Source organism: Paenibacillus sp. sgz302191 (genome assembly GCF_057749925.1).
In genome coordinates, this window is the sequence record NZ_JBYLHY010000030.1 from 53359 (window position 1) to 74562 (window position 21204).

Below are 21204 nucleotides of genomic sequence, written 5' to 3' on the forward strand. Positions count from 1 at the left end.
GCGCATGAACGCTTCACTCGATATTCTGTGCTTGTTCCCGCATTTTTTCCAATTCGGCTTTCATCTCGATCACCCGGGCCGTCAGCTCGGAATGATTCGCCTTGGAACCGATCGTATTCACTTCGCGATTCATTTCCTGAATCAAAAAGTCGAACTTGCGGCCTACCGGCTCCTCGGAACTCAGCAGTCCGTCAACCTGGACGAAATGGCTTTGCAGCCTCGTCAGTTCTTCATCCACATTGGAACGGTCAGCAAACATGGCGATTTCCGTCGCCAGGCGCTGCTCGTCAACGTGCGGAAGATCTTGCATAAGCGATTGAATCCGACCGCTCAGCCGGGCCGCGTAATCCTGCACGACCCGCGGAGCGAACGCCTGAAGCTCCGAGTGAAGCTTCCGCAGCTCGGACAGCCGCTCGCCAATGTCCCGCGCCAGCATCGCGCCTTCCTGCCGGCGCATGTCGGACAGCCGGGCTGCCGCCTCCTGCAAGCAGGTGCACAGCTCCTGTTCGAACGATTCGTCAGGCTCGGCGCGCTCTTCTTTCATCTGCACGAGATCGGGAAGCCGCAGCAAATCTTGCAGCGAAACCTGATCTGCGTAGCCGAAGCGCTGCTTCAATTGTTCGGCGGCCTGCAAATAAGCGTCCGCCAAAGCGAAATCCACAGTCACATGTTTCGTAAAAACAGTTTCTTTCTCTGCAGTTACAAAGACGTCAACCCGTCCCCGTTTGATCGTTTGCAGCACGGTTTTCTTAAGCGAATCTTCAAAGCAGACCCATTCTTTGGGCATTCGGATCGCGACTTCGCAGTACCGGTGGTTGACCGACTTGATATCGATAAACACCTTGTAGCCGGCAAAAGAGCGGTTCGCTTGTCCGAACCCGGTCATGCTGCAAATCATCCTGATCACATCCATTACCCTATTTTAATTCATTTTGAAAGTGGGTACAAGTGGAAATCACGGCGATTCGACTTTTCCCAAACATAGTTCGTCAGCTGGACGCTCATTTCGTAAAGGAGGAAAGGCGTCATGAGATAAATGCCGTTAAAATGCTGCATGGCCGCGTCAAGCAGTTCCTTGGCGATTTCGACGCCCATCGTTCTCCCTGCTTCGCCCTCCAGTCCGGACATCCGCGCGCGCACGGATTCGGAAAGCTGGATGCCTGGCACTTCATTATGCAAATACTCCGCATTGCGCCCGCTCGCCAGCGGCATCACGCCGATGAAGATCGGAACCTGCAAATGCTTCGTAGCGTCATAAATTTGCTCAATCAGCTTGGCGTCGTAGACGGGCTGCGTCATAATGTAGTCTGCCCCCGCCTCTATCTTGCGCTCCAGCCGTTTGACCGCCTTGTCCAAATGCTTCACATTCGGATTGAATGCCGCGCCGATCACGAAATTCGCCTTTTTCTTCAGCGGCTTGCCGGAGAAGGCGATGCCTTCGTTGAGCTGCTTGATCATGCGGATGATCTCAAACGAAGTGAGATCGTACACCGAGCTGGACCCGGGCAGATCGCCGAATTTGGCGGGATCGCCGGTCACGGCCAGCACATGGTCGATGCCGAGCGCGTGCAGGCCCATGAGATGGGACTGCGTCCCGATCATGTTGCGGTCGCGGCACGCGATATGGATGAGCGGACGCGCACCCAGCTTGTCCTGCACGAGATAGCCGAGCGCGAGGTTGCTCATGCGCGTCACGGCCAGCGAATTGTCGGCCATCGTAATGGCGTCGACGTGAGCGTCCTGCAGGGCCTTTGAGCCCTGCAGGAATTTATCGATGTCGAGATCCCGCGGGGGATCCAGCTCGACGATGACGGTTTTGCGCTGCCTGACGTTGTCCAGCAGCGTCGGCTTTGCCGCCGGCGGCGCAGCGGCCGGCTCTTGAACGCGCACGGCCGGAGCGTGCGCGTGGGCGGCGCCGGGCGCCGCCGGGACGTAGCCGCTGAGCGCCTTGGCGACAGCGGCGATATGCTCCGGCGTCGTGCCGCAGCAGCCGCCGATCAGGCGCGCGCCGAGATCGGCGAAGCGCAGCGCGCTCTCGGCGAAGTACTCGGGCGTCGCCGCAAACGAGTACTTCCCGTCGACGTAGTCGGGAAGCCCCGCGTTCGGGAACGCGGAGAACGGCACGCCGGCCAGCGGCGTCAGCTTCTCCATCGTGCGGAGAATGCCGTTCGGGCCGACGCGGCAGTTGAAGCCGATGCAATCGGCGCCGGCGTCGCGCAGCCGCTCGAACGCCTCCTGCAGCGGAACGCCGTCAGCCGTGCTGCCGGTACCTTCGGTCGCGAACTGGCAGATGACCGGCAGCTCGCTCATGCTGCGGATAATGCCGAGCGCCAGCTGCAGCTCTTCCAGGTCGAAAAACGTCTCCAGCAGGAGTCCGTCTACGGGCGAATCGAGGAGCACGCCGATCTGCTCGCGGAGCGACGCTTCCATATCGGCCGTGCGGACGTTTTTCTTTTTGCCAGCGCGGATCGAGCCGATCGCTCCGACTACGTAGGCATCGCTGCCGACCGCTTGCCGGGCAAGCGCAACGCCGGCGCGGTTGATCGCTTCCACTTCGCCTTCCAGGCCGTATTTGGACAGCTTTTCACGATTGGCGGAAAACGTATTCGTCTCGATAAGCCGGGCACCGGCCTCAAAATAGCGTCGGTGCACGCCTTCAATCGTTTCCGGCCGCAGCAAATTCAATTCCTCGTAAGAAATGCCGACAGGAAACCCCATCTGATATAAATAAGTCCCCATAGCGCCGTCGCCGGTAATAATATCCCGCTGCAGCGCCGTACGAAGATCCGTTTTCATCGCAACTCCCCATTTACTATCAAAATGTAACCGACAAAGTCCCTTCGTATACCTCTTCGGCAGGCCCCGTCATATAAACGTGATTATCCGCTTCGTTCCATTCGATGAACAGTTCTCCGCCTTTCAAAGAAACGGTCCCCTGACGGTCCGTCAAACCGTTCAAAACGGAGGAAACGAGCACCGCGCAAGCTCCCGTGCCGCATGCGAGCGTCGGGCCCGCGCCGCGTTCCCAGACACGCATGTCCGCGTAATCGCGGGTTTTGACCGTTGTGAATTCCACATTGATTTTGCGCGGGAACATCGGATGCACTTCCAGCTTCGGCCCCCAGACGGCCAGATCGAAGTTGACCGCGTCATCCACGTAGATGACACAGTGCGGGTTGCCCATCGAAACGGCGGTAAAACGGAACTCGCGTCCGTCAACCTCAATCGGGAAGTCGATAACCTCCGCCTGATCCACCGTCGTCGGCACCTGAAGGCCGTTCAAAATCGGCTGGCCCATGTCCACGCGGACGGAAACAACCTTGCCGTCGTTCACGTTAAGCTGCACTTTTTGCACGCCCGCGCCCAAAGTTTCCACCGTGATTTCTTCGCTATCGGCCATGCCGTGATCGTACACATATTTGGATACGCAGCGGATCGCGTTGCCGCACTGCTCGGCTTCGGAACCGTCGGCGTTGATGATGCGCATTTGAAAATCGGCTTTATCCGACGGCAGGATATACACCAGACCGTCTGCGCCGATGCCGAAAAAACGATTGCACTGCTTGATCGCAAGCTGGCTGGCGTTATCGGGAAGCTTTTGCTCGCCAGCTATAATGATAAAATCGTTGCCCAAACCATGCATTTTCGTAAAATTTGTTGTCATTTGGCGCTCCTGTACCTCTTTTAGCCAATATCATAGCGCAAATCCGCAAAAATGCATAGTGCAAGCTGAAAAACCTGCGCCCTGGACTAAGAAACGGATGCACGGATGGGCCGACCGTTCCTCCTCAGCCCGAATGCCGAACGGTACGTGTCCGCGCTTCAAGGCACCTTCGTTTTCTGATATAGGCCGGTTGACCCAAAAAACCTGCAAAAGTACAGGCTTTTGCCAAGAAAATGACTCATTTTGGCGAAAAGCCTGCGATTGTGCAGGAATTTTTGATGAATATGAGTCTAAGCCCATGTATTCGCGGAAAAGCCTGCATTTTTGCAGGTTTTCTTCACGAGGTCAAGCGTGGACGCTGTTGTCAGGCAGAGGTGCTGCTACAAAGTAGAAGTGTTGATACCAGGCAATGGTACTGCTGTAAGGCAGAAGTGTTGATACAGGTGGAGGTGCTGCTGACAGACAGAAATGTGCTACTACCAGACAAAGGTCTTGACTCCAGACAAAGTTGCCGCCGGTTCAAGTGCTGCTTTTCAACAGTACTCGCCGTCTTCGATCGATGGATGGTTCATCCCAAAAACATAAAAAAAGCCGCACGAGGCGGCTTTAAAGCTTTTACGACGCGGCATGTGGCCGACCGGCCGCCGTCATCCAGCGCAACACCGCGCGCTGGGAGCTGCGCGCGGTGCGAAAAGAGCAGCTTAGCGAAAGCTCGGTTTGGAGCTGTAGGATGCACCGCGCGGGCGCTTTTTCCTTTTTGGCGACAACACGCTGCCGATGCCCATAAGGAACGTCGGAATGCCGGCGGCGATCAGCACAAGAATCCATTCTTTCCAGTCGAGCGGTACGGTTTTGAAAATCGGCTGCAGCTCGTCGATGTACATAACGGCCAGCATCAGTACTAGAGAAGACAGAACGGCTAGTACCAGGAAGCGGTTTTGCAGCGGGTTGCGGTGGAAAATGGAGCGCGAGCTGCGGCAGTCGAACACATGGATGAGCTGCGCCATCACGAGTGTGGCGAATGCGACGCTTTGCGCCCTGACCAGCGTCTGGGCGTCGTCCGGGTTCGTGCGAAGCACGAGCCAAAACGCCCCGAGCGTGCAGACGCCGATCAAAATGCCGCGACTAATAATTTTCCAGCCCAGACGTCTGGCAAAAATGTTTTCTTTCGCGGTGCGCGGCTTTTGCTGCATCAAGTCTTTTTCGGCCTGGTCGACGCCCAAAGCCATAGCCGGGAGCCCGTCGGTAACCAGGTTGACCCACAGAATTTGAATGGGCACGAGAGGCAGCGGCAGCCCCGCCATCATCGCGATGAACATGGTCATAATTTCGCCCACGTTCGATGCGAGCAAATAGCGGATGAATTTGCGGATATTTTCATAGATGCCCCGCCCTTCTTCAATCGCTGCGACTATCGTCGAAAAGTTATCGTCACTGAGAACCAGGGACGACGCTTCCTTCGATACGTCCGTGCCCGTAACTCCCATAGAAATGCCGATATCCGCCGCTTTGATCGCTGGGGCGTCGTTCACGCCGTCGCCGGTCATGGCCACGACATGTTCCTTGCGTTGCAGCGCTTTGACGATGCGAAGCTTATGTTCGGGCGATACGCGGGCGAACACGTAAACATCGTCTATTTTCGCGTCCAGCTCATCGTCGGATAAAAGCCCGAGCTGCTGTCCGCTCATGCTGACGCCGCCGGCCGGAACCATCCCGAGCTGCTTGGCGATCGCTTCGGCCGTCGTCTGATGGTCGCCGGTGATCATGACCGTGCGGATGCCCGCTTTGCGGCATCTGGCGATCGAATCGCGCACTTCTTTGCGCGGCGGATCGATCATGCCTGTCAAGCCGATAAAAATCAAGCCGTGTTCCACATCGTCCATTTCCCCGTAACGGTCCGTGCTTCTCAGTTCCCGATAAGCAAGTCCGAGAACGCGAAGCGCCGATTTGGCCATGCCTTCATTGGCCGACATCACTTTTTGCTTCAAACTTGAAGTGAAAGGAATGACCTTGCCGTCCCAAAGCACGTAGCTGCAATGCTGCAGGAGCACATCGGGCGCGCCCTTGGTACACACCATGCGCCCTCCTTCATACGAGACAACTACGGACATCCGCTTGCGCTCCGAATCGAAAGGAAACTCCGCGATCCGCTTGAACTGGTTGTCCAGCAGCTCATGCGTCACGCCGCCTTTTGCGCTTAAAACGACGAGCGCCCCTTCGGTAGGGTCCCCTTTGATGCCCCAGACCGAGTTGTTCTCTTCGTCCGCGTCCTTGCCTTTCTTGCGCTTTTGCTCCTGCTTTTCTTCATGCAAGGAAGCATTGTTGCACATCAGCGACACTTGAAGCAGCTTGTGCAGCATCGGGTGCCTTTGCAGATCGACACTCTGGCCCTCCGACTGGATGTCGCCGTCCGGGGAGTAACCGTCGCCGGTTACTTCCATCACGTCGCCGCCGACCCAGAGATGGGTGACGGTCATTTTGTTTTGCGTCAGCGTCCCTGTTTTGTCCGAGCAAATGACCGATGCGCAGCCGAGCGTTTCGACTGAGGGAAGCTTCCTGACGATCGCCCTGCGTTTGATCATCCGCTGCACCCCCAGCGCGAGCGCAATCGTTACGATGGCCGGCAAGCCTTCGGGAATGGCCGCTACCGCCAAGCTGACGCCGGCCAGGAACATCGCGTAAGGCTGTTGGCCGTGCATGATGCCGGCTACGACTACGAGTACGGTTAGCGCGATGGCGACGATAATCAAAATTTTGCCGAGCTGCTCCAGCCTGTGCTGCAAAGGCGTTTCCATCGATTCCGTGTTTTGAATCAAGTCGGCGATTTTGCCCATTTCGGTTTCCATGCCTGTGCGAACGACGATGGCTTTGGCCGTGCCTCTGGACATCATCGTGCCCATGAAACCGAGGTTCCGCTGGTCGCCAAGCGGCACGTCCATGCCTGAAAGCGGCTCCGTCAGCTTGCTGACAGGCACCGATTCGCCGGTAAGTGCGGATTCCTCGATGTAAACGCCGTTCGTTTCGATAAATCGGACGTCCGCCGGAACCCGGTCCCCGCTTTCCAACATCACAATGTCTCCGGGCACAAGGTCGCGGGCCGGTATTTGATGAACTGCGTTCTCCCTGACGACTTTGGTATGCGGGGCCGACAGTTCTTTAAGTGCGCGAAGCGAGCGCTCTGCTCGAAATTCCTGCAAAAAACCTAAAATGCCGTTCATCAAAATAATGATGACGATCGTTATGGCGTCCAAATATTCGCCCAACAAGCCGGATATGAGGGTTGCCCCGAGCAATACCAGCACCATAAAGTCTTTAAATTGGTTCAAAAACAGCGTAAGCGGAGATACGCGCTGCCCTTCCGAAAGTTCATTACGGCCCGTTTCGGCCTGCCGTTTCCACGCTTCTTCCCAGGGCAATCCTTGCTGCATGCTCACCTGCTGAGACTGCAAGACTTCCTCCGTCGTCATCTGGTGCCAATTGTTCCGACTCATCCGCCCTTCTCCCTCCCAATTCCTACATGTACTTGCCTGTCAAAATGAGTACGAGTTATACCACTCTGATACGTAAATGTATTCAGACAAGCCGGAAAATATCCCTGAAATCGTTTATGCCGGGAAAAGTCGCTTAAGTTTTTGCCGAAAATATGGCATGATAGAGAATAGCGTCAGGGATGCGCCGGTTGTAGCAGCCGGCTTGTCGGCATCTCGGCGTTTCAACATAGAATGGAGTTGTTTCTATCATGGCATTGGACGGACTCGTTCTTCACGCGGTCGTGCACGAACTTCAGACTTGCGTAGGAGGACGAATCAGCAAGATTCACCAACCCAGCGAAAACGACGTGCTGCTGCACATCAGAGCGCAAGGGCACAACATAAAGCTTTTGCTTTCGGCTAATCCCACCTATCCAAGGCTGCATATCACCGAGCAGCAGTTCATGAACCCGCAGGAAGCGCCCATGTTTTGCATGCTGCTGCGCAAGCACTGCGAGGGCGGCATTATAGAAGCCATCGAACAAGTGGGCATGGAGCGCATCGTGCGCCTGCAAATTCGCCAGCGGGATGAATTGGGAGATATCAGCACCAAAGCGCTGCTCGTGGAAATTATGGGACGCCACAGCAACATTATTTTGCTCGACCCTTCCACAGATACGATTGTGGACGGCATTCATCATGTGACGCCGGCGATCAGCTCGCATCGGATCGTCATGCCCGGTAGCAAATACACGGCGCCGCCCGCCCAGGACAAATTGAACCCGCTTCAGGCGGACAAAGCTTCTTTGGCACAGGCTTGCGCGGCCGACGGCTCCGATAAGCCGGAGCAGCGGCTGGTTGCGGCGTTCAGCGGCTTGAGCCCCCTTATCGCCAAAGAGATCGTCCACCGCAGCGGCCATCGTTCGGACGCCACGGCCGGTGAGGCGGATATTTCCGCGCTGTGGAACGCTTTTTGCGGAGTTATGGAACAAATTCGCGACCATCGGTACGATCCGGTCATCGTCCGGCAGGCAGAGACCGGCAAGCTTTATTTTGCGATGACGAAGCTGACGCATATCGATGGCCAGACGACGCCGTTTGCGTCTGCCAGCGCTTGCTTGGAAGGCTTTTACGGCGACAAGGCGGAGCGGGATACCGTCAAGCAGCGCGCCAACGACCTTTTCCGCTTTTTGCAAAATGAAAACAATAAAAATGTAAAAAAGCTGGAAAAACTGCACGAAACCATAGAAGAATCCAAAGACGCCGATAAATACCGGATCACTGGCGAACTGCTGACCGCATCACTCCATCTGATCAAAAAAGGCGACAAAGATCTGGAAACGGTCAATTACTACGACGAAAATCAGGCCTCCGTCCGCATTCCGCTCGACCCGCTTCTCACGCCGTCGGAAAATGCACAGCGCTATTTTAAAAAATATTCGAAAATGAAAAACAGTACGGCTTTCGTGGAAGAACAAATCCGACAGACCCATCAGGAAATCGAATACATCGGCTCGCTGCTGCAGCAGCTTAGCGTTGCATCGATGCAGGACATTGAAGAAATCCGCGACGAGCTGATGGAGCAGGGCTATTTGCGCGACCGCAACAAAAAGCAGCGCAAAAAGAAAAAGCAGGTTAAGCCTGCTCTCGCCTGCTACACGTCCAGCGACGGTATTCCGATCTATGTGGGCAAAAACAACACGCAAAACGAGTACTTGACAAGCCGCTTGGCCAATCAAAGCGACACGTGGCTGCACACGAAAGATATTCCCGGCTCCCACGTCGTCATTCGCAGCGATAGCTTTCCGGACACGACGCTCCTCGAAGCCGCCGAACTCGCCGCGTATTTCAGCCAGGGCAAGCAATCGAGCCAGGTGCCGGTCGACTATACGCTGATCAGGCACGTGCACAAACCGAACGGCTCCAAGCCCGGTTTCGTCATTTACGTAAACCAGAAAACGCTGTTCGTCACTCCCGAGGAAAACAAAATCAAACAGCTGAAAGTTAGCGTAAAGTAAGATGTTTTTGATCATCGGCCGTGCGTGCGATGCGTCCAAACTTGCGGGCTGTGGTGTCGAGGCCTGCACGATCGCCGGGACAATAGGCAGCATCGCCGGCGGAGCTCTGCGGGTTTTTCTCTAGGCGGCTGGCCGATGAACTCAGTAAAAGTAAGTTGATGCGAAGTGTCGGATGCTTTGCAGCGTTAACGGCGCATATGCAGGCATGATTCATTGAGTCTGCACAAAGTATCTCCGTCGGATAGCTTCCTAGTGAGCAGCAATGTTTCCGCTACCGTTGAAAAACTTGCTCGCCAAAATCATCGGTAACGTGCAAAAAGCCTGCAAAAAAACTTGCGGAAGTTGAGCCGTTGAGCAAACGTACAGCTGTTGAACAAACGTACATTGGAGAACCACATCTCTATTAACGGGGAGATAACTTGCGAAAATTTGATTGTTAATCAAGTGACAGGCTAGTGGAACCGGGGAGGGCACGGCCTCTCCTGCACGGGTTGCGGCGCTGAAGTGGGGGCAACGGTGGCTTGGCGGGGAGAAAACCTGCAAAAGTGCAGGAATTTCCCGGAAAAGCGGATCGTTTTGGTGAAAAGCCTGCGATAGTGCAGGAATTTTCGATGAAAATGATTCTAAACCTACTTTCGCGGCAAAATTCCTGCACAATTGCAGGAATTTTTCACGGCTAGCGTATCAACCGTGCAAAAACTGTACTTTTGCAGGTTTTTTCGCTCAAACAGGCAAATTGTGTGATCGGCTCTGGCGTGTGGGTTTCTGGGCAACCTGAAAAGTACAAGTATATGCTCCTAGGAGTCTATCCGCCGGAGTTACTTTTGTGCATACCGGGTGAGTAATGACTGCATATATTGCCGCTTACGCTGCATAATTACTGTCATTTTGCTTATATATACCTTCTACGTGGTTGATCGGACAGACTCCTAGATGGCCTTGTTTCGAACTATTCCTACAAATCGGCAGTTTTGCCCGCTCAAAAGCGGGCTCAAACGCGTCATGACCGGGAGTTCTTGCATTTTGCAGGTTTTCCCCAGTGGCCCCGCCTTCTTCTGCAACGATGTTCTGCATCACTGGTGACATGTCCAGCGGCTCCTCCACCTTATGCAACGTTGCCCCGCATCGCCAGCGACATGCCCAGCGGCTCCTTTCCAGCTTTCACATCGTACGGAATGTGCTAAGAGCCTAGCCGGGCACAGAGGCCTGAAATGATGTCTCCGCAACGCAAAAGACGCCCCCATCCCACGCACATCGTGGTTTCGGGGCGTCTTTTGTGTTGCTCGAGCCGGTTTCGCACGGTTCTTAGGACCTTCCGATGGAAACATAGCGGAAGCCCTGCCTCCTCATCTCGTCAGGCTCGAACATGTTCCGGCCGTCGACGATGATCGGCTGTTTCAGCAAAGTGCGCACGATCTCATAGTCCAATGTGCGCAGGGAATCCCATTCGGTGGCGATGATCATTGCATCAGCGCCGATCAAGGCTTCGTAAGGGTCGGTGAACAGCCCGACCCCGGATAGCAGCCTGGCCGCAGGCACCGCGGCAGCCGGATCGTAAGCGGCGACATCGGCGCCCTGCCGCTGCAGCGCGACGATGATATCCAGCGCCGGCGCATCCCGCAAATCGTCCGTGTTCGGCTTGAAGGCGAGCCCCATGACGGCCAGGCGTTTGCCTTCCACGGTGCCGCCCATTGTCCTGCGGATTTTGCGGACGAACCGTTCCCGCTGCAGCTGGTTCACTTCAATAACCGAGCGCAATATTTTGAAATCGTAGTCGACGTTTTCGGCAATTTTCAGCTGCGCTTTCGTGTCCTTCGGAAAGCACGAGCCGCCGTAGCCGATACCGGCGTTCAAAAAATGGGGACCGATCCTGCGATCCAGTCCCATGCCGCGGGCTACGATGTTGATGTTGGCCCCGACTTTTTCGCACACGTGCGCCATTTCGTTAATAAAGGAAATTTTGGCGGCCAAAAAAGCGTTCGATGCATACTTGATCAACTCTGCGCTCTCGCGGTCCGTCATCAGCATCTCCACGTTCAAAGGTGCGTGAAGGGCGGCGATCCGCAGGCCTGCTTCGGCATGGTCCGAGCCGATAACGACCCGGTCCGGATGGAACGTATCGTAAATCGCCGATCCCTCCCGCAAAAATTCGGGATTCGATACGACGTGCGCCGATATGGCGCCTGGCAGCAGTTCCTTGAGCTGGTTTTCGATCAACCGGCCCGTTCCGACCGGAACCGTGCTTTTGATAACGATCGTTTTGGAATCGTTCATATGAGCTGCAATGCTGGCGACTGCGCTGCGGACTTGCGTCATGTCCACGTCGCCGTTGTCAAACGCCGGCGTGCCTACGGCAATGATGATCACTTCGGAATTCAGAACAGCCTCGGCGATAGAGGTTGTAAAGGAGATTCGTCCCGCTTCCAGGTTGGATGCGACAAGCTCTTGCAGCCCCGTTTCGTATATCGGGATATCCGCCTGCTGCAAACGGGCGATTTTGACTTCGTCCCGGTCGACGCAAATGACCCGATTACCGAGTTCGGCCAAACAAGCCCCTGAAACCAACCCCACATACCCTGTTCCGATGACTGCGATCCGCTCTGTCATTGCCGCTCTACCTCCCAGGCTTGGCTGAAGTCTCTATTCCATGTCCCACTGCCGGCTCAGCGCTTGCAAATATGCTTTCACTTCGCTTCCAAGGTCCGGCCGCTGCAGCGCCAGTTCGATCGTCGCTTCAATATAGCCCAGCTTGTCGCCGACGTCGTACCGCTTCGCCTGCATCAAATAAGCGACCATCTGCTGCCGCTTGTTCAGCGTGCGCAGCGCGTCGGTCAGCTGGATTTCTCCGCCTCTTCCAGGCTCCTGCTCCTCCAAAATATGAAAAATGTCCGGCTCGATAATATACCTACCGATCACCGCCATATTGGATGGAGCGGATTCCCGGTCCGGCTTCTCCACCAGATCTTCGATCAAGCTGTAGCCGCCCAAGTTTTTGGCCGGAGAAACGATCCCGTATTTGCTGACATCTTCCCACGGCACTTCCTTTACGGCGATAACCGAAGTCTCGGTCTGCTCGTAAATATCGATCATCTGTTTCAGCCCGGGCGTCTCCGCTTGCAAAATATCGTCGCCGAGCAATACGGCGAACGGCTCGTCGCCGATAAATTTCCGTGCGCACAGGATCGCATGACCGAGTCCCAGCGGTTCCTTTTGCCTAATGTAGTGCACATCAGCCAAATTGGAGACGGATTGCACCGTTTCAAGCAGCGCCAAATTTCCTTTTCCCTCCAAAATCGACTCCAATTCGACAGATTTGTCAAAATGGTCTTCGATGGCCCGCTTGTTGCGGCCCGTAACGATAATAATATCTTCAATGCCGGAAGCCATCGCTTCTTCGACAATATATTGAATGGCAGGTTTGTCTACAATCGGCAGCATTTCTTTGGGCTGCGCTTTGGTCGCCGGCAAAAATCTCGTGCCCAGGCCGGCTGCCGGTATAATCGCTTTGCGAATGTGCCTCATCGCTGATGTCCCTTCTTTCTGCGCAGATCGTCAAGTACGCCGACGCCGATTCTTCTGGCTCCGATCGGAGCATGGAAGACGACGCCTCCCCGTTCGCCGTGAAAATCCGAGCCTGCGGTAATAAGCAGCCCGCTTCGCTGTGCCAGCTGCAAATACTTGGCTTCCTCTTCGGGCGTATGGTCGGAATGAAACGCCTCAATGCCGTCCAGGCCTTGGGCGATAATCTGTTCGACCAGCTCATCGTCGTGGTAGATGCCTGGATGGGCAAGCACGGCCGCTCCTCCCGCTTCATGAATCCACCGGATCGCCTCAGCCGGCTCGATTCTCGGCGGATTGGCGTATGCCGCGGCGCCTTTGCCCAAATATCGGTCAAAAGCTTCGCTGACCGATGCGACGGCTCCCTTTTTCAAAAGCACGGCCGCAATGTGCGGCCTGCCGACCGTGTCGCCTTTCGTTTTCACATTCGCGACTTCGTGCAGCACTTCCTCCATCGTGATGTCGATCCCCAACTGCTGCAGCCGCTCAATAATCATTTCGTTGCGGCGATCTCTCGTTTCACGCAGCGTTTCGAGCCTTTGCTGAAGCTGCGGATTGTTAATATCGATATAATAACCGAGCACATGAATGTCCTGATTGCGGGCAACTGTGCTGATCTCTACTCCGGGAACGACTTCAATGCCGAGCTTGCGGCCTTCCTGAACGGCTTCCGCAACGCCTGACACCGTATCGTGATCGGTAATGGCAATAGCTGCAAGTCCCGCTTCGTAAGCCATTTGAACGTTCGCCGCGGGCCGCTGCGTACCGTCAGAAGCTGTCGTATGCGTGTGCAGATCCGCTTCCGTGCGTGTGGTCATGGCGATTTCCTCTTTCCTCATTTTAATTGATTTGTATGAACGGACGGTAAAGCAAGCTGCATAGTTGTGTTAAAATTTACAGCCATTGGCTCAAATTTTCCTGACGGAGAAACGTCATGAAGCTGACCGCCGAAATCGGCAGCAGCGTCGAGCTCAAATAAATGGCGTAAAAGCTGCGCTCGAAGCTGATGTTCTCGATCTGCTTGATGTGCAGCAAGCCGAGCGTGACCTCGTGCTTGACGGAAGACTGCGACAAAATGGAGATGCCGAGCCCCGCCTCCACCGCCGATTTGATCGCCCCTGTGCTGCCGAGCTCCATCACGATGTTCATCGAGCTGTAATCGATGCTCCGCCGGGCCAGCTCCTCTTCCATTACCCTTCTCGTGCCCGATCCTTGCTCGCGAAGGACGAACGGATATTTCAGTACCTCGTCAAAGGAAACGGTTTCGAGATCAGCCAGCGGATGGTTCGCCGGCACGATCAGCTTCAGCTCGTCGCTCAAAATCGGTTCCGTATGTACGTCCGGGTGCCGGATCGGCGCTTCGACAAGCCCGAAATTCAGCTGATGCCCGAGCACCTCGTCCAAAATCTGGGTCGTATTCATGACCTTCATCGATACCGAAATGTTCGGGTACTCCTTGCTGAAAGGCCCGAGCAGCCGCGGCAATATGTATTCTCCCATCGTCAAGCTGGCCCCGAGCTGAAGCCTGCCTTCGATCATTCGCGTAAATTTGGACATCGCAACGTCGGTCTCGCGAATCAGTTCTATGCTGCGCTTGGCAAACGGCAGCAGGGCTCGTCCCGCTTCGGACAGCTCGATTCTCTTGGTGCTGCGGTGGAACAGCTTTACGCCGAAATAATCCTCCAGCGCCTGAACCTGCATCGTCACGGCCGGCTGTGTCATATGCAGCGCTCCGGCGGCATGGGAAAAGCTGCCCTTTTCCGCCACGGTAAAAAATATGTGCAATTGATGAAAATTAAGTGCCATCGCGTACCGCCTCTCTTTGCTCCATTATATGAAAAACGCCAACCGGAGTCCATTCGCCGCAGACAAACACAAAAAGAGCATGCCGAAAAGTTCCGCATACTCTGCATCCAAGTTTTATTCGGTTACCTGCGTTTACGGCTGTTTTTGATCAAAGTCATTCGGCGCGAATGGCGGAGCCAAGAGTAATAAGATTTTAAATCCCGAAGCTCTATCGTCTCCGACATTTTTCCGAGGAATGTGACAATAATCATCTTGTGCAGCGGATTGCCGGCAATGTCGGTTTCCTGTTCCAGTTCCGTAAACTCGGCGACAACGACAAGATCTTCATCGATCAAATACACATCCTGCTCGTTGCGGTAATAGGAAACGATCTTGCCTGTTTTCAGCTTTTCCCATAGAAAAGCGCAAATCTCTTCCAAAGAACCGTTGTCTTCAGATACCCGATCTGTCCATCTCAGCTTTGCGTGATTGGTGATCACGACATCCGCTACTTTTTTGTCGCCTAGTTGAACGAAGAATGGTTCGTAAGTACTCCATCGTCCCATTGCCTTATCTTTCATGATCACAACCCCTCTCCTACCGAAAATGAGACCGATTACCTATTGTTAGAGATAAGTATGTTTTATTTTACTTTAACTCATTCTGTTTTTCCATGTCAAATTCTATGAAATGATACATACATATTTACGAATTCTCAAAAAAATACCTCTATTCGGAAAATTCACACAAAAAGAAAAAGCTTCTTTCGAAGCTTCTTTTGCACTGTCGCCTCAAAGGGTGTAAAATCTAGTTTTGTCCGGCATATTACTATTGTATTCCGTTTTAATTTCGTTGCGGTAAGAGCGCTCTACCTTTTTGACGTACGGCAGCTTTTGGAGACTTTTTATCGTTTCGTCCAGCTTGCTTGTATGAATGTAGAGTACCGCGTAGCTCATCTTTTTGGATATGTAATGGAGAGAACCGAACCGTTCCAAATTTCTGGCCGCTTTCGTGTCGCTCACCCAGACAATTAATCCGCTTCGCTCAATGATCATCTTTCTTGTCCCTCTTTTCGAAAAAACCTGTTATGGAGTGAAAACAGCTATGAAAATGAGCCATTCAATCGTCCGCGTCGGCCGCGGAACGATTACGGAAAGCATCCACCGCGTACATTTCGCGGCGGTGAATACACAGGGGACGCTGCTGCATGAAGCAGGCGACCCGCACCTGCTCACCTTCGCCCGTTCCACGGCGAAGCTGATTCAAGCGCTGCCGGTCATCGAATCCGGCGCGGCGGACCGTTTCGGCCTGACCGAGGCCGAAATCGCCTTATGCTGCGCTTCCCACAACGGGGAAGCGGAACATGTCGGCGTCGCCCAGTCGATTCTGGGCAAGCTCGGTTTGACGCATGCGCACCTGCAATGCGGCGCGCATGAGCCTTACCACGCGCCGACTGCGCAGCGGATGCGCGAGCGGGGCACGGCCCCGACCACTTTGCACAACAATTGCTCGGGCAAGCATTCCGGGATGCTCACGCTTACGATGCATCTGCAGGCGCCGACGGAGTCGTATATGAGCATCGACCATCCGGTTCAGCAGCTCATGCTCGAAGCCGTCTGCGCGATGTCCGGCGTAGCCAAAGAACGTATGTATTTGGGCATAGACGGCTGCGGCGTGCCCGTATTCGGCATGGAGATCGACCGCTTGGCGCTCGCTTTTGCCCGGTTAGGACAGCCTGACGGGCTAGACCTGGCGCGTGCAAGCGCTTGCCGTCGGATCGTCGACGCAGTCCGAAAATACCCCGCCAACCTCGCCGGGCAAGATCGTTTCGATACACAGCTTATTGAAGCTACGAACGGGCGAATTGTCGGCAAAATGGGGGCGGAGGGCATGTTTGCGCTCTCGATTCCCGATCAGGGCTTGGGCTTCGTACTCAAAGTCGAAGACGGCAACCAACGGGCGCTGTACCCGGCCGTCGTCGAAGCTTTGAAACAGCTCGGCCTGATCAGCGAATCCGAGACGAACGCCCTGGCCGCCTTCCATTCACCGGCGATTCACAACTGGCAAGGAACCGAAGTCGGGCAAATACGCCCGGATTTCCGGGTTTAACCGCAGTTGCCGCTGCAGCTTCCGCCTGAGCCGCAGCCTTTGCCTACGGGCAGAGGATTGTTGCTCGGCACTTTGATCGATTCGGAAACGGCATGAGCGATCGTCGTGGACACCTTATACAACAAGTCGTCCAACCGGTCCTCAGCCTCCTTGAATCGGCGTACGGCCTCCACCGCGTCGAGCTGCTTTTGGACTTCGCCAACCGCCTCCAGCGCTTCGTGGTAACTGGGGTGATAGTGTCCGAACCGCTCGCATTCCTCGAAAGCGTCTTTTTTTCTCGCGAACACGGCTTTCAACTGCTTGACTTCGGAGCTGTTCTCCATAGCGGACTTCCAATATAAATAATCTGCCACTTCGGCAGAGGAATTAATCATATCGCCCATGTCGTATGCCTGCATAAGAATCGCGGACATATCAAGCGTTTCGGTCTCCGTCATACTCATCGTTTCATCCCAGCCTTCCTCTCTCTTTGTCTGATAGCAGCTTGCCTCTTCATCATATCACAGTTCTTATAGACTTTCTTCCTTTTCTTCATCATTAATGCCCGGCAAAATAATTTTCATTTGCTCCCAGCCGTCGCCGGAGAGCTGAATTTCGCGCTGCTCCTCAACGCCGACAAGCGTCCAGCCCGAACGGTCCTCATGGAGAGCTTGCGGCACGATGATCCTGTCGCGCCCTTCCTGGCGCAGCTTGACGAAGCTTTTCCACCCGATCGCTTTGCGGATCATTTCTTTGCGGGTCGACCCGTGGTACGTGCCGAACTCCTTCAGCCATCTCGCAGGAACGTCCTGCAAGTCCGGATAAAGCTCCTCCCAATCCGGCAATGACGAATCGATTTCGTACAGCCGGATACTATCCCGCGAATAAAAAATGCCCTCCGGCTTCGGCGCCTCCACAGTCGGCCCTGCCGCGTCGGGCTCCATATCCTCGAATGCCGCGCGCTGCGCGGGTGCAGGCTGCATTTTTTTCGGATTGTAGCCGATCTGTTCGATAGTTTTGCGAATCAACGGCAGGTGCTCGCGCCCCACGATAAAATCGCGCGCCCCGATTTGCTCCAGCAAATACGGCTTGCATTTTTCATTGCTGCCGATGGATTCGGCAATTTCCGCAGACTGGCACCGCAGCAGCAGCGCCTCCTCAAAATACAGCTTGCCGACCTGCTGTCCCCACTGCGTCAAAGTAACCGCTACATGTTCCGGCACTTCAAAATAGGCGTGCTGCCGTAAAAAGCCGATGATCCGCTCTGCGCTCCCGCCTTTTTCGGAAGCCCGGTGAAAGCTTTCTTTGGTCACTTTGTAGACACGAACCGTGTCCGAGCTTTGCAGATCGGCGAAAGCCGCGACTTCCCACTCGGTCAAAAGCGGCACGTCGGGAGGAAGCAGCAGCTCAAAATCCGGCTGTACGTAAAATTGAGCTTTCCGCTGCTCGCCGCTCCCGTTTCCCGTAGCGTTGCTAGTTCCTGTCGATGCATGCAGATGAATCAACGGGCGGAACCAGAGCATGCCTATCGCATCCGCGGCCAGCTCCAGCCAGCCGAACAAGCGCAGCGGCTCGACCCACTGCTCCAGCAGCGCCGAGCGAATTTGTTCCTTATTCGCGGAATGCTGCGGTCCCGAACATCGACCGATTTCGGCCGCGATGTCATCCAGCGAACGCCAATGAAAGTTGTCCGCTCTGTCCATGAGAGCGATCCCGTGCTGAAGCCATGCCGTGGCAGGGACGTACAGCTCGCGCCAATGCGAATAAAGGATCGACTCCTGAGTCTCGTACGGAAGCGCAAGCCAATCCGCCAAAGCTTTGTGCCGGACCGCCATTCCGCCCGGCGCCGTACCGAGCACGTCAAGCCGGATGGCGAGTTCCAGCATCACGGCCGTGAACGGGTCGTACACATCTTTGTACGCATACGCAAGCCCGGTCCCCCGCAAAATCGCGCCGCCCAAATCCGGGTGTCCGATCAGCTTTTGCAGTTGTTTTTTATGCAGTGTCCCTTTCGATGTGAGCGGAAGCCCGTCTTGTCTCGAACAGTTCGCCATAAAATGGAAAAACTGCTGAGCCAGCCCTCTTGGGCAAGCTGCGGCAGGTGCAAGCACCTCCAGTTCGGCCTCCCGCTCTTCCGGCAGCGTGCGAATCCGGATGTCGGGAAAAAGCAGCGTTTGCCAAGCTGCAAAGCCGTCCTCCGGCAGTACAAAAAGCTTTTCTCCCCAAGCTTTGCGAAAGGCGGCAATGACGCCGTGCTTGCGCAAACCGGCAAGACCCGCATGGATTTCCGCTCCGGACATCCGCTTGCCGGCTTCTTTTTCCAACGCTTGTCCTGTAAAAGGCTCGCATCCGAATGCCCCCAGAATGAGCCTGAGCGTATTCGTCTCGGCTCTGGTCATCGACTGAAGCAGCCGTTCCAGAAATTTCGCCTCCGTCAACAGGACGTGCACCGTCACGCCTTCGCGGACAAAGTCCTGCACCCATGACTGCCGCTCCATCGACTGTTTGAAAGCAGGGGGCAGTTTGCTATGTATATGCTCGTATTTCATCGTATCCGCCTTTCTGATCGTCCTGTATCCGTTCCCAATCGATCGAACTGTATTGATACCCCTGCTCGACAAGGAAAAGCTGCCTTTTCAGCGCAAAATCCTGCTCCTTCGTATCCCCGCTGATCACGGAATAAAACACCGCTTTATTGGCAGCTCCGCTTTTCGGCCGCAAAATACGCCCGAGTCTCTGGGCTTCTTCCTGCCTCGAACCGAAACTTCCCGACACCTGGATCGCCACCGCGGCGTCCGGCAGATCGACTGCGAAATTCGCCACTTTGGAGACGATTAATACGGGAATGCTGCGCTCCTTGAACTGCCGGTACAGCTGTTCCCGCCGCTCATAAGGCATTTCTCCGTTGATGACCGGGGCTCCCGTCAAAGCGGATATTTGCTCGAGCTGCGCCAAATACTGGCCGATGATAAGCGTCGGTTCATTCGCGTGAAGCTTGAGCAGGCGGGCAATGACCGCAAGCTTGGCTTGATTTTCCCCGGCAATCCGAAACTGGCTCCTGGCGCCGGATGCTCCGTACCGCTCGCGATCGGCGGTTTGCAGCGGCACACGGACCTCCTTGCATTCGACCGCAGCGATCCAGCCTTGGGACTCCAGTTCCTTCCAGGCCATTTCAAACCGCTTCGGACCTACGAGCGAAAATACGTCTTCCTCCCTGCCGTCCTCCCGAATGAGCGTGGCGGTAAGCCCCAGCCGGCGCGTCGCCTGAATATCGGCCGTAGCCCGGAATACGGGGGCCGGAAGCAAATGCACTTCGTCGTAGATGATCAGCCCCCAATCCCTGTCGTTTAAAAGATGCATATGGGAAAAAGCGTCTTGCTTGGAAGCCCTGTGCGTCAAAATTTGATAGGTGGCGATGGTGACGGGGCGAACTTCCTTGCGGGCTCCGTTATATTCGCCCACCTGCTCTTCGGTCAGCGTCGTTTTCGTTAATATTTCGCTCTTCCACTGCCGTACCGAAGTTACGTTCGTTGTCAGAATAAGCGTCGCGCAATTGAATCTGGTCATGGCGGCGATGCCGATGACGGTTTTTCCCGCTCCGCATGGGAGCACGAGCACTCCGCTGCCTCCGTTGCCGCTCCCGCTTCGGTTTCGGCCTGCCGGTCCGGTGCCCCCGAATGCGTCTACAGCGCTTTTTTGATAGTCGCGAAGTTGAAATGGCTCCGCCGCCGCGGATTCGACATAATCGCGAAAACGGATAGGCACATGCTCGCCGTCCCGGTAAGCCGCCAAATCTTCGATCGGATACCCCAGCTTGATCAGCTCCTGCTTCAGCACGCCTCTGCTTTCCGGGGTTATGGCAATCGCTCTGTCGCCGCGCGAGTCGACAATATAATTTTTCACGGATTCGCAGGCCGTAATTTCTTTGAGCACAACCGTATCCTCGCTGACCAGGTACAGCTCGTTCCCGACATTTTCCATCCGCAGCAATCCGTATCGTTGGGTGTATTTGCGAATGCCGCTTAGTACGGCGGTCGGCAAGCCAAACTTCGCATGAAGCTGCAAAAATGCCGTCATTTCCTCCACTTTCACGCCGGCCGCTGCGGCATTCCAGAGCGACAACGGGGTGATCCGGTACGTGTGCAGATGGTCCGGGCTTTTTACCAGGTCTGCAAACCGGGACAGCATGCTGCGCGCGGCCTCGAAATCGTCGTGATGCGTTTCGAGCAGAACGGTGAAATCATTTTGCACAATGAGAGGCCGGGCCGGGTCGAATTTCAAAATAGCGCACCTCCTTCAAAACTGCTTTTTTATAGTATGAAAGTAAACATTATGATTTAAACAGGCCGGGCATAATTTTTGGCGCAGCCATTTATTAAACGGCTAGGCCGGGCAGTGCGAAAAACCTGCGAAAATCCCCATGACGTCGTGAATGTCACCCCACAGAATGAAAATAATCAGGTCTGCTGGCTTTTGAGAGACCCGTCCGCCAGATCCGGCCTGACTGGCCTCACGCGAAGAAAGCCTGCAAAAGTGCAGGCTTTTTCCGGGAATGGGGTCCGTTTTGGCGAAAAGCCTGCGATTGTGCAGGAATTTTCGACTAAAACGAGTCTGAGCCTAT

At 55.1% G+C, this 21204-nt stretch carries 17 protein-coding genes; 3 read left to right on the plus strand and 14 right to left on the minus strand.

The window, feature by feature from the left end:
- Positions 1 to 13: 13 nt before the first annotated feature.
- From AC3G2T_RS31075 to AC3G2T_RS31090, 4 genes are all read right to left on the minus strand, one after another.
- A complete protein-coding gene (locus AC3G2T_RS31075; RefSeq protein WP_488437924.1) occupies positions 14 to 898 on the minus strand; it encodes a YicC/YloC family endoribonuclease in 885 nt (294 codons plus the stop codon).
- A gap of 29 nt (positions 899 to 927) precedes the next feature.
- Positions 928 to 2796, minus strand: coding sequence for a bifunctional homocysteine S-methyltransferase/methylenetetrahydrofolate reductase (locus AC3G2T_RS31080; RefSeq protein ID WP_488437925.1), 1869 nt, complete (start codon positions 2794 to 2796; stop codon positions 928 to 930).
- A gap of 19 nt (positions 2797 to 2815) precedes the next feature.
- Positions 2816 to 3664 carry a diaminopimelate epimerase gene (gene dapF / locus AC3G2T_RS31085; RefSeq protein ID WP_474684978.1) on the minus strand — a complete coding sequence of 283 codons (849 nt, stop codon included), beginning with the start codon at positions 3662 to 3664 and terminating at the stop codon, positions 2816 to 2818.
- Between the two features lie 701 nt (positions 3665 to 4365).
- Positions 4366 to 7155 carry a calcium-translocating P-type ATPase, SERCA-type gene (locus tag AC3G2T_RS31090; protein WP_488437926.1) on the minus strand — a complete coding sequence of 930 codons (2790 nt, stop codon included), beginning with the start codon at positions 7153 to 7155 and terminating at the stop codon, positions 4366 to 4368.
- Between the two features lie 248 nt (positions 7156 to 7403).
- Here AC3G2T_RS31090 and AC3G2T_RS31095 point away from each other — a divergent pair, with 248 nt between their 5' ends.
- Positions 7404 to 9152, plus strand: a complete 1749-nt coding sequence (locus AC3G2T_RS31095; protein WP_488437927.1) for an Rqc2 family fibronectin-binding protein — start codon at positions 7404 to 7406, stop codon at positions 9150 to 9152.
- Positions 9153 to 9673: 521 nt separating this feature from the next.
- Positions 9674 to 9832, plus strand: coding sequence for a hypothetical protein (locus AC3G2T_RS31100; protein WP_488437928.1), 159 nt, complete (start codon positions 9674 to 9676; stop codon positions 9830 to 9832).
- A gap of 184 nt (positions 9833 to 10016) precedes the next feature.
- Here AC3G2T_RS31100 and AC3G2T_RS31105 read toward each other — a convergent pair whose 3' ends face one another.
- The 7 genes from AC3G2T_RS31105 to AC3G2T_RS31135 all read right to left on the minus strand — a co-directional run bounded on the left by AC3G2T_RS31105 (position 10017) and on the right by AC3G2T_RS31135 (position 15550).
- Positions 10017 to 10238, minus strand: coding sequence for a hypothetical protein (locus AC3G2T_RS31105; RefSeq protein WP_488437929.1), 222 nt, complete (start codon positions 10236 to 10238; stop codon positions 10017 to 10019).
- 219 nt (positions 10239 to 10457) lie between these two features.
- Positions 10458 to 11759 carry a UDP-glucose dehydrogenase family protein gene (locus tag AC3G2T_RS31110; RefSeq protein ID WP_488437930.1) on the minus strand — a complete coding sequence of 434 codons (1302 nt, stop codon included), beginning with the start codon at positions 11757 to 11759 and terminating at the stop codon, positions 10458 to 10460.
- A 33-nt stretch (positions 11760 to 11792) separates the two neighbouring features.
- Positions 11793 to 12674, minus strand: coding sequence for a UTP--glucose-1-phosphate uridylyltransferase GalU (gene galU, locus AC3G2T_RS31115; RefSeq protein WP_488437931.1), 882 nt, complete (start codon positions 12672 to 12674; stop codon positions 11793 to 11795).
- On the minus strand, positions 12671 to 13528 hold the full coding sequence (locus tag AC3G2T_RS31120; RefSeq protein ID WP_488437932.1) for a PHP domain-containing protein: 858 nt from the start codon (positions 13526 to 13528) through the stop codon (positions 12671 to 12673). The genes galU and AC3G2T_RS31120 overlap by 4 nt, the downstream gene beginning before the upstream one ends.
- 76 nt (positions 13529 to 13604) lie before the next feature.
- Complete coding sequence (locus AC3G2T_RS31125; RefSeq protein WP_488437933.1) at positions 13605 to 14516, minus strand: selenium metabolism-associated LysR family transcriptional regulator; 912 nt, start codon at positions 14514 to 14516, stop codon at positions 13605 to 13607.
- 122 nt (positions 14517 to 14638) lie between these two features.
- The gene (locus tag AC3G2T_RS31130; RefSeq protein ID WP_474684970.1) at positions 14639 to 15076 is read right to left on the minus strand and encodes a hypothetical protein; all 438 of its coding nucleotides are present in this window, start codon (positions 15074 to 15076) and stop codon (positions 14639 to 14641) included.
- Positions 15077 to 15286: 210 nt separating this feature from the next.
- Complete coding sequence (locus tag AC3G2T_RS31135; protein ID WP_474684969.1) at positions 15287 to 15550, minus strand: YlbG family protein; 264 nt, start codon at positions 15548 to 15550, stop codon at positions 15287 to 15289.
- A gap of 49 nt (positions 15551 to 15599) precedes the next feature.
- Between AC3G2T_RS31135 and AC3G2T_RS31140 the strand changes: the two genes are divergently transcribed.
- Positions 15600 to 16604: an asparaginase gene (locus tag AC3G2T_RS31140; protein ID WP_488437934.1), complete on the plus strand. Its 1005-nt coding sequence runs from the start codon at positions 15600 to 15602 to the stop codon at positions 16602 to 16604.
- On the opposite strand, the gene AC3G2T_RS31145 is transcribed toward AC3G2T_RS31140, so the two are convergent.
- The 3 genes from AC3G2T_RS31145 to AC3G2T_RS31155 all read right to left on the minus strand — a co-directional run bounded on the left by AC3G2T_RS31145 (position 16601) and on the right by AC3G2T_RS31155 (position 20864).
- Complete coding sequence (locus AC3G2T_RS31145) at positions 16601 to 17047, minus strand: YlbF/YmcA family competence regulator (protein WP_474684967.1); 447 nt, start codon at positions 17045 to 17047, stop codon at positions 16601 to 16603. The two genes, AC3G2T_RS31140 and AC3G2T_RS31145, sit on opposite strands and share 4 nt — an antisense overlap.
- A 66-nt stretch (positions 17048 to 17113) precedes the next feature.
- The gene (locus AC3G2T_RS31150) at positions 17114 to 19132 is read right to left on the minus strand and encodes a helicase-associated domain-containing protein (protein WP_488437935.1); all 2019 of its coding nucleotides are present in this window, start codon (positions 19130 to 19132) and stop codon (positions 17114 to 17116) included.
- Complete coding sequence (locus AC3G2T_RS31155; protein ID WP_474684965.1) at positions 19110 to 20864, minus strand: DNA repair helicase XPB; 1755 nt, start codon at positions 20862 to 20864, stop codon at positions 19110 to 19112. The genes AC3G2T_RS31150 and AC3G2T_RS31155 overlap by 23 nt, the downstream gene beginning before the upstream one ends.
- Between the last annotated feature and the right edge of the window lie 340 nt (positions 20865 to 21204).

Coding starts and splice junctions, on each gene's coding strand:
- AC3G2T_RS31075 (WP_488437924.1), bottom strand. CDS start 898: ATGATTTGCAGCATGACCGGGTTCGGACAAGCGAACCGCTCTTTTGCC.
- AC3G2T_RS31080 (WP_488437925.1), bottom strand. CDS start 2,796: ATGAAAACGGATCTTCGTACGGCGCTGCAGCGGGATATTATTACCGGC.
- dapF (WP_474684978.1), bottom strand. CDS start 3,664: ATGACAACAAATTTTACGAAAATGCATGGTTTGGGCAACGATTTTATC.
- AC3G2T_RS31090 (WP_488437926.1), bottom strand. CDS start 7,155: ATGAGTCGGAACAATTGGCACCAGATGACGACGGAGGAAGTCTTGCAG.
- AC3G2T_RS31095 (WP_488437927.1), top strand. CDS start 7,404: ATGGCATTGGACGGACTCGTTCTTCACGCGGTCGTGCACGAACTTCAG.
- AC3G2T_RS31105 (WP_488437929.1), bottom strand. CDS start 10,238: ATGTCACCAGTGATGCAGAACATCGTTGCAGAAGAAGGCGGGGCCACT.
- AC3G2T_RS31110 (WP_488437930.1), bottom strand. CDS start 11,759: ATGACAGAGCGGATCGCAGTCATCGGAACAGGGTATGTGGGGTTGGTT.
- galU (WP_488437931.1), bottom strand. CDS start 12,674: ATGAGGCACATTCGCAAAGCGATTATACCGGCAGCCGGCCTGGGCACG.
- AC3G2T_RS31120 (WP_488437932.1), bottom strand. CDS start 13,528: ATGACCACACGCACGGAAGCGGATCTGCACACGCATACGACAGCTTCT.
- AC3G2T_RS31125 (WP_488437933.1), bottom strand. CDS start 14,516: ATGGCACTTAATTTTCATCAATTGCACATATTTTTTACCGTGGCGGAA.
- AC3G2T_RS31130 (WP_474684970.1), bottom strand. CDS start 15,076: ATGAAAGATAAGGCAATGGGACGATGGAGTACTTACGAACCATTCTTC.
- AC3G2T_RS31135 (WP_474684969.1), bottom strand. CDS start 15,550: ATGATCATTGAGCGAAGCGGATTAATTGTCTGGGTGAGCGACACGAAA.
- AC3G2T_RS31140 (WP_488437934.1), top strand. CDS start 15,600: ATGAAAATGAGCCATTCAATCGTCCGCGTCGGCCGCGGAACGATTACG.
- AC3G2T_RS31145 (WP_474684967.1), bottom strand. CDS start 17,047: ATGAGTATGACGGAGACCGAAACGCTTGATATGTCCGCGATTCTTATG.
- AC3G2T_RS31150 (WP_488437935.1), bottom strand. CDS start 19,132: ATGAAATACGAGCATATACATAGCAAACTGCCCCCTGCTTTCAAACAG.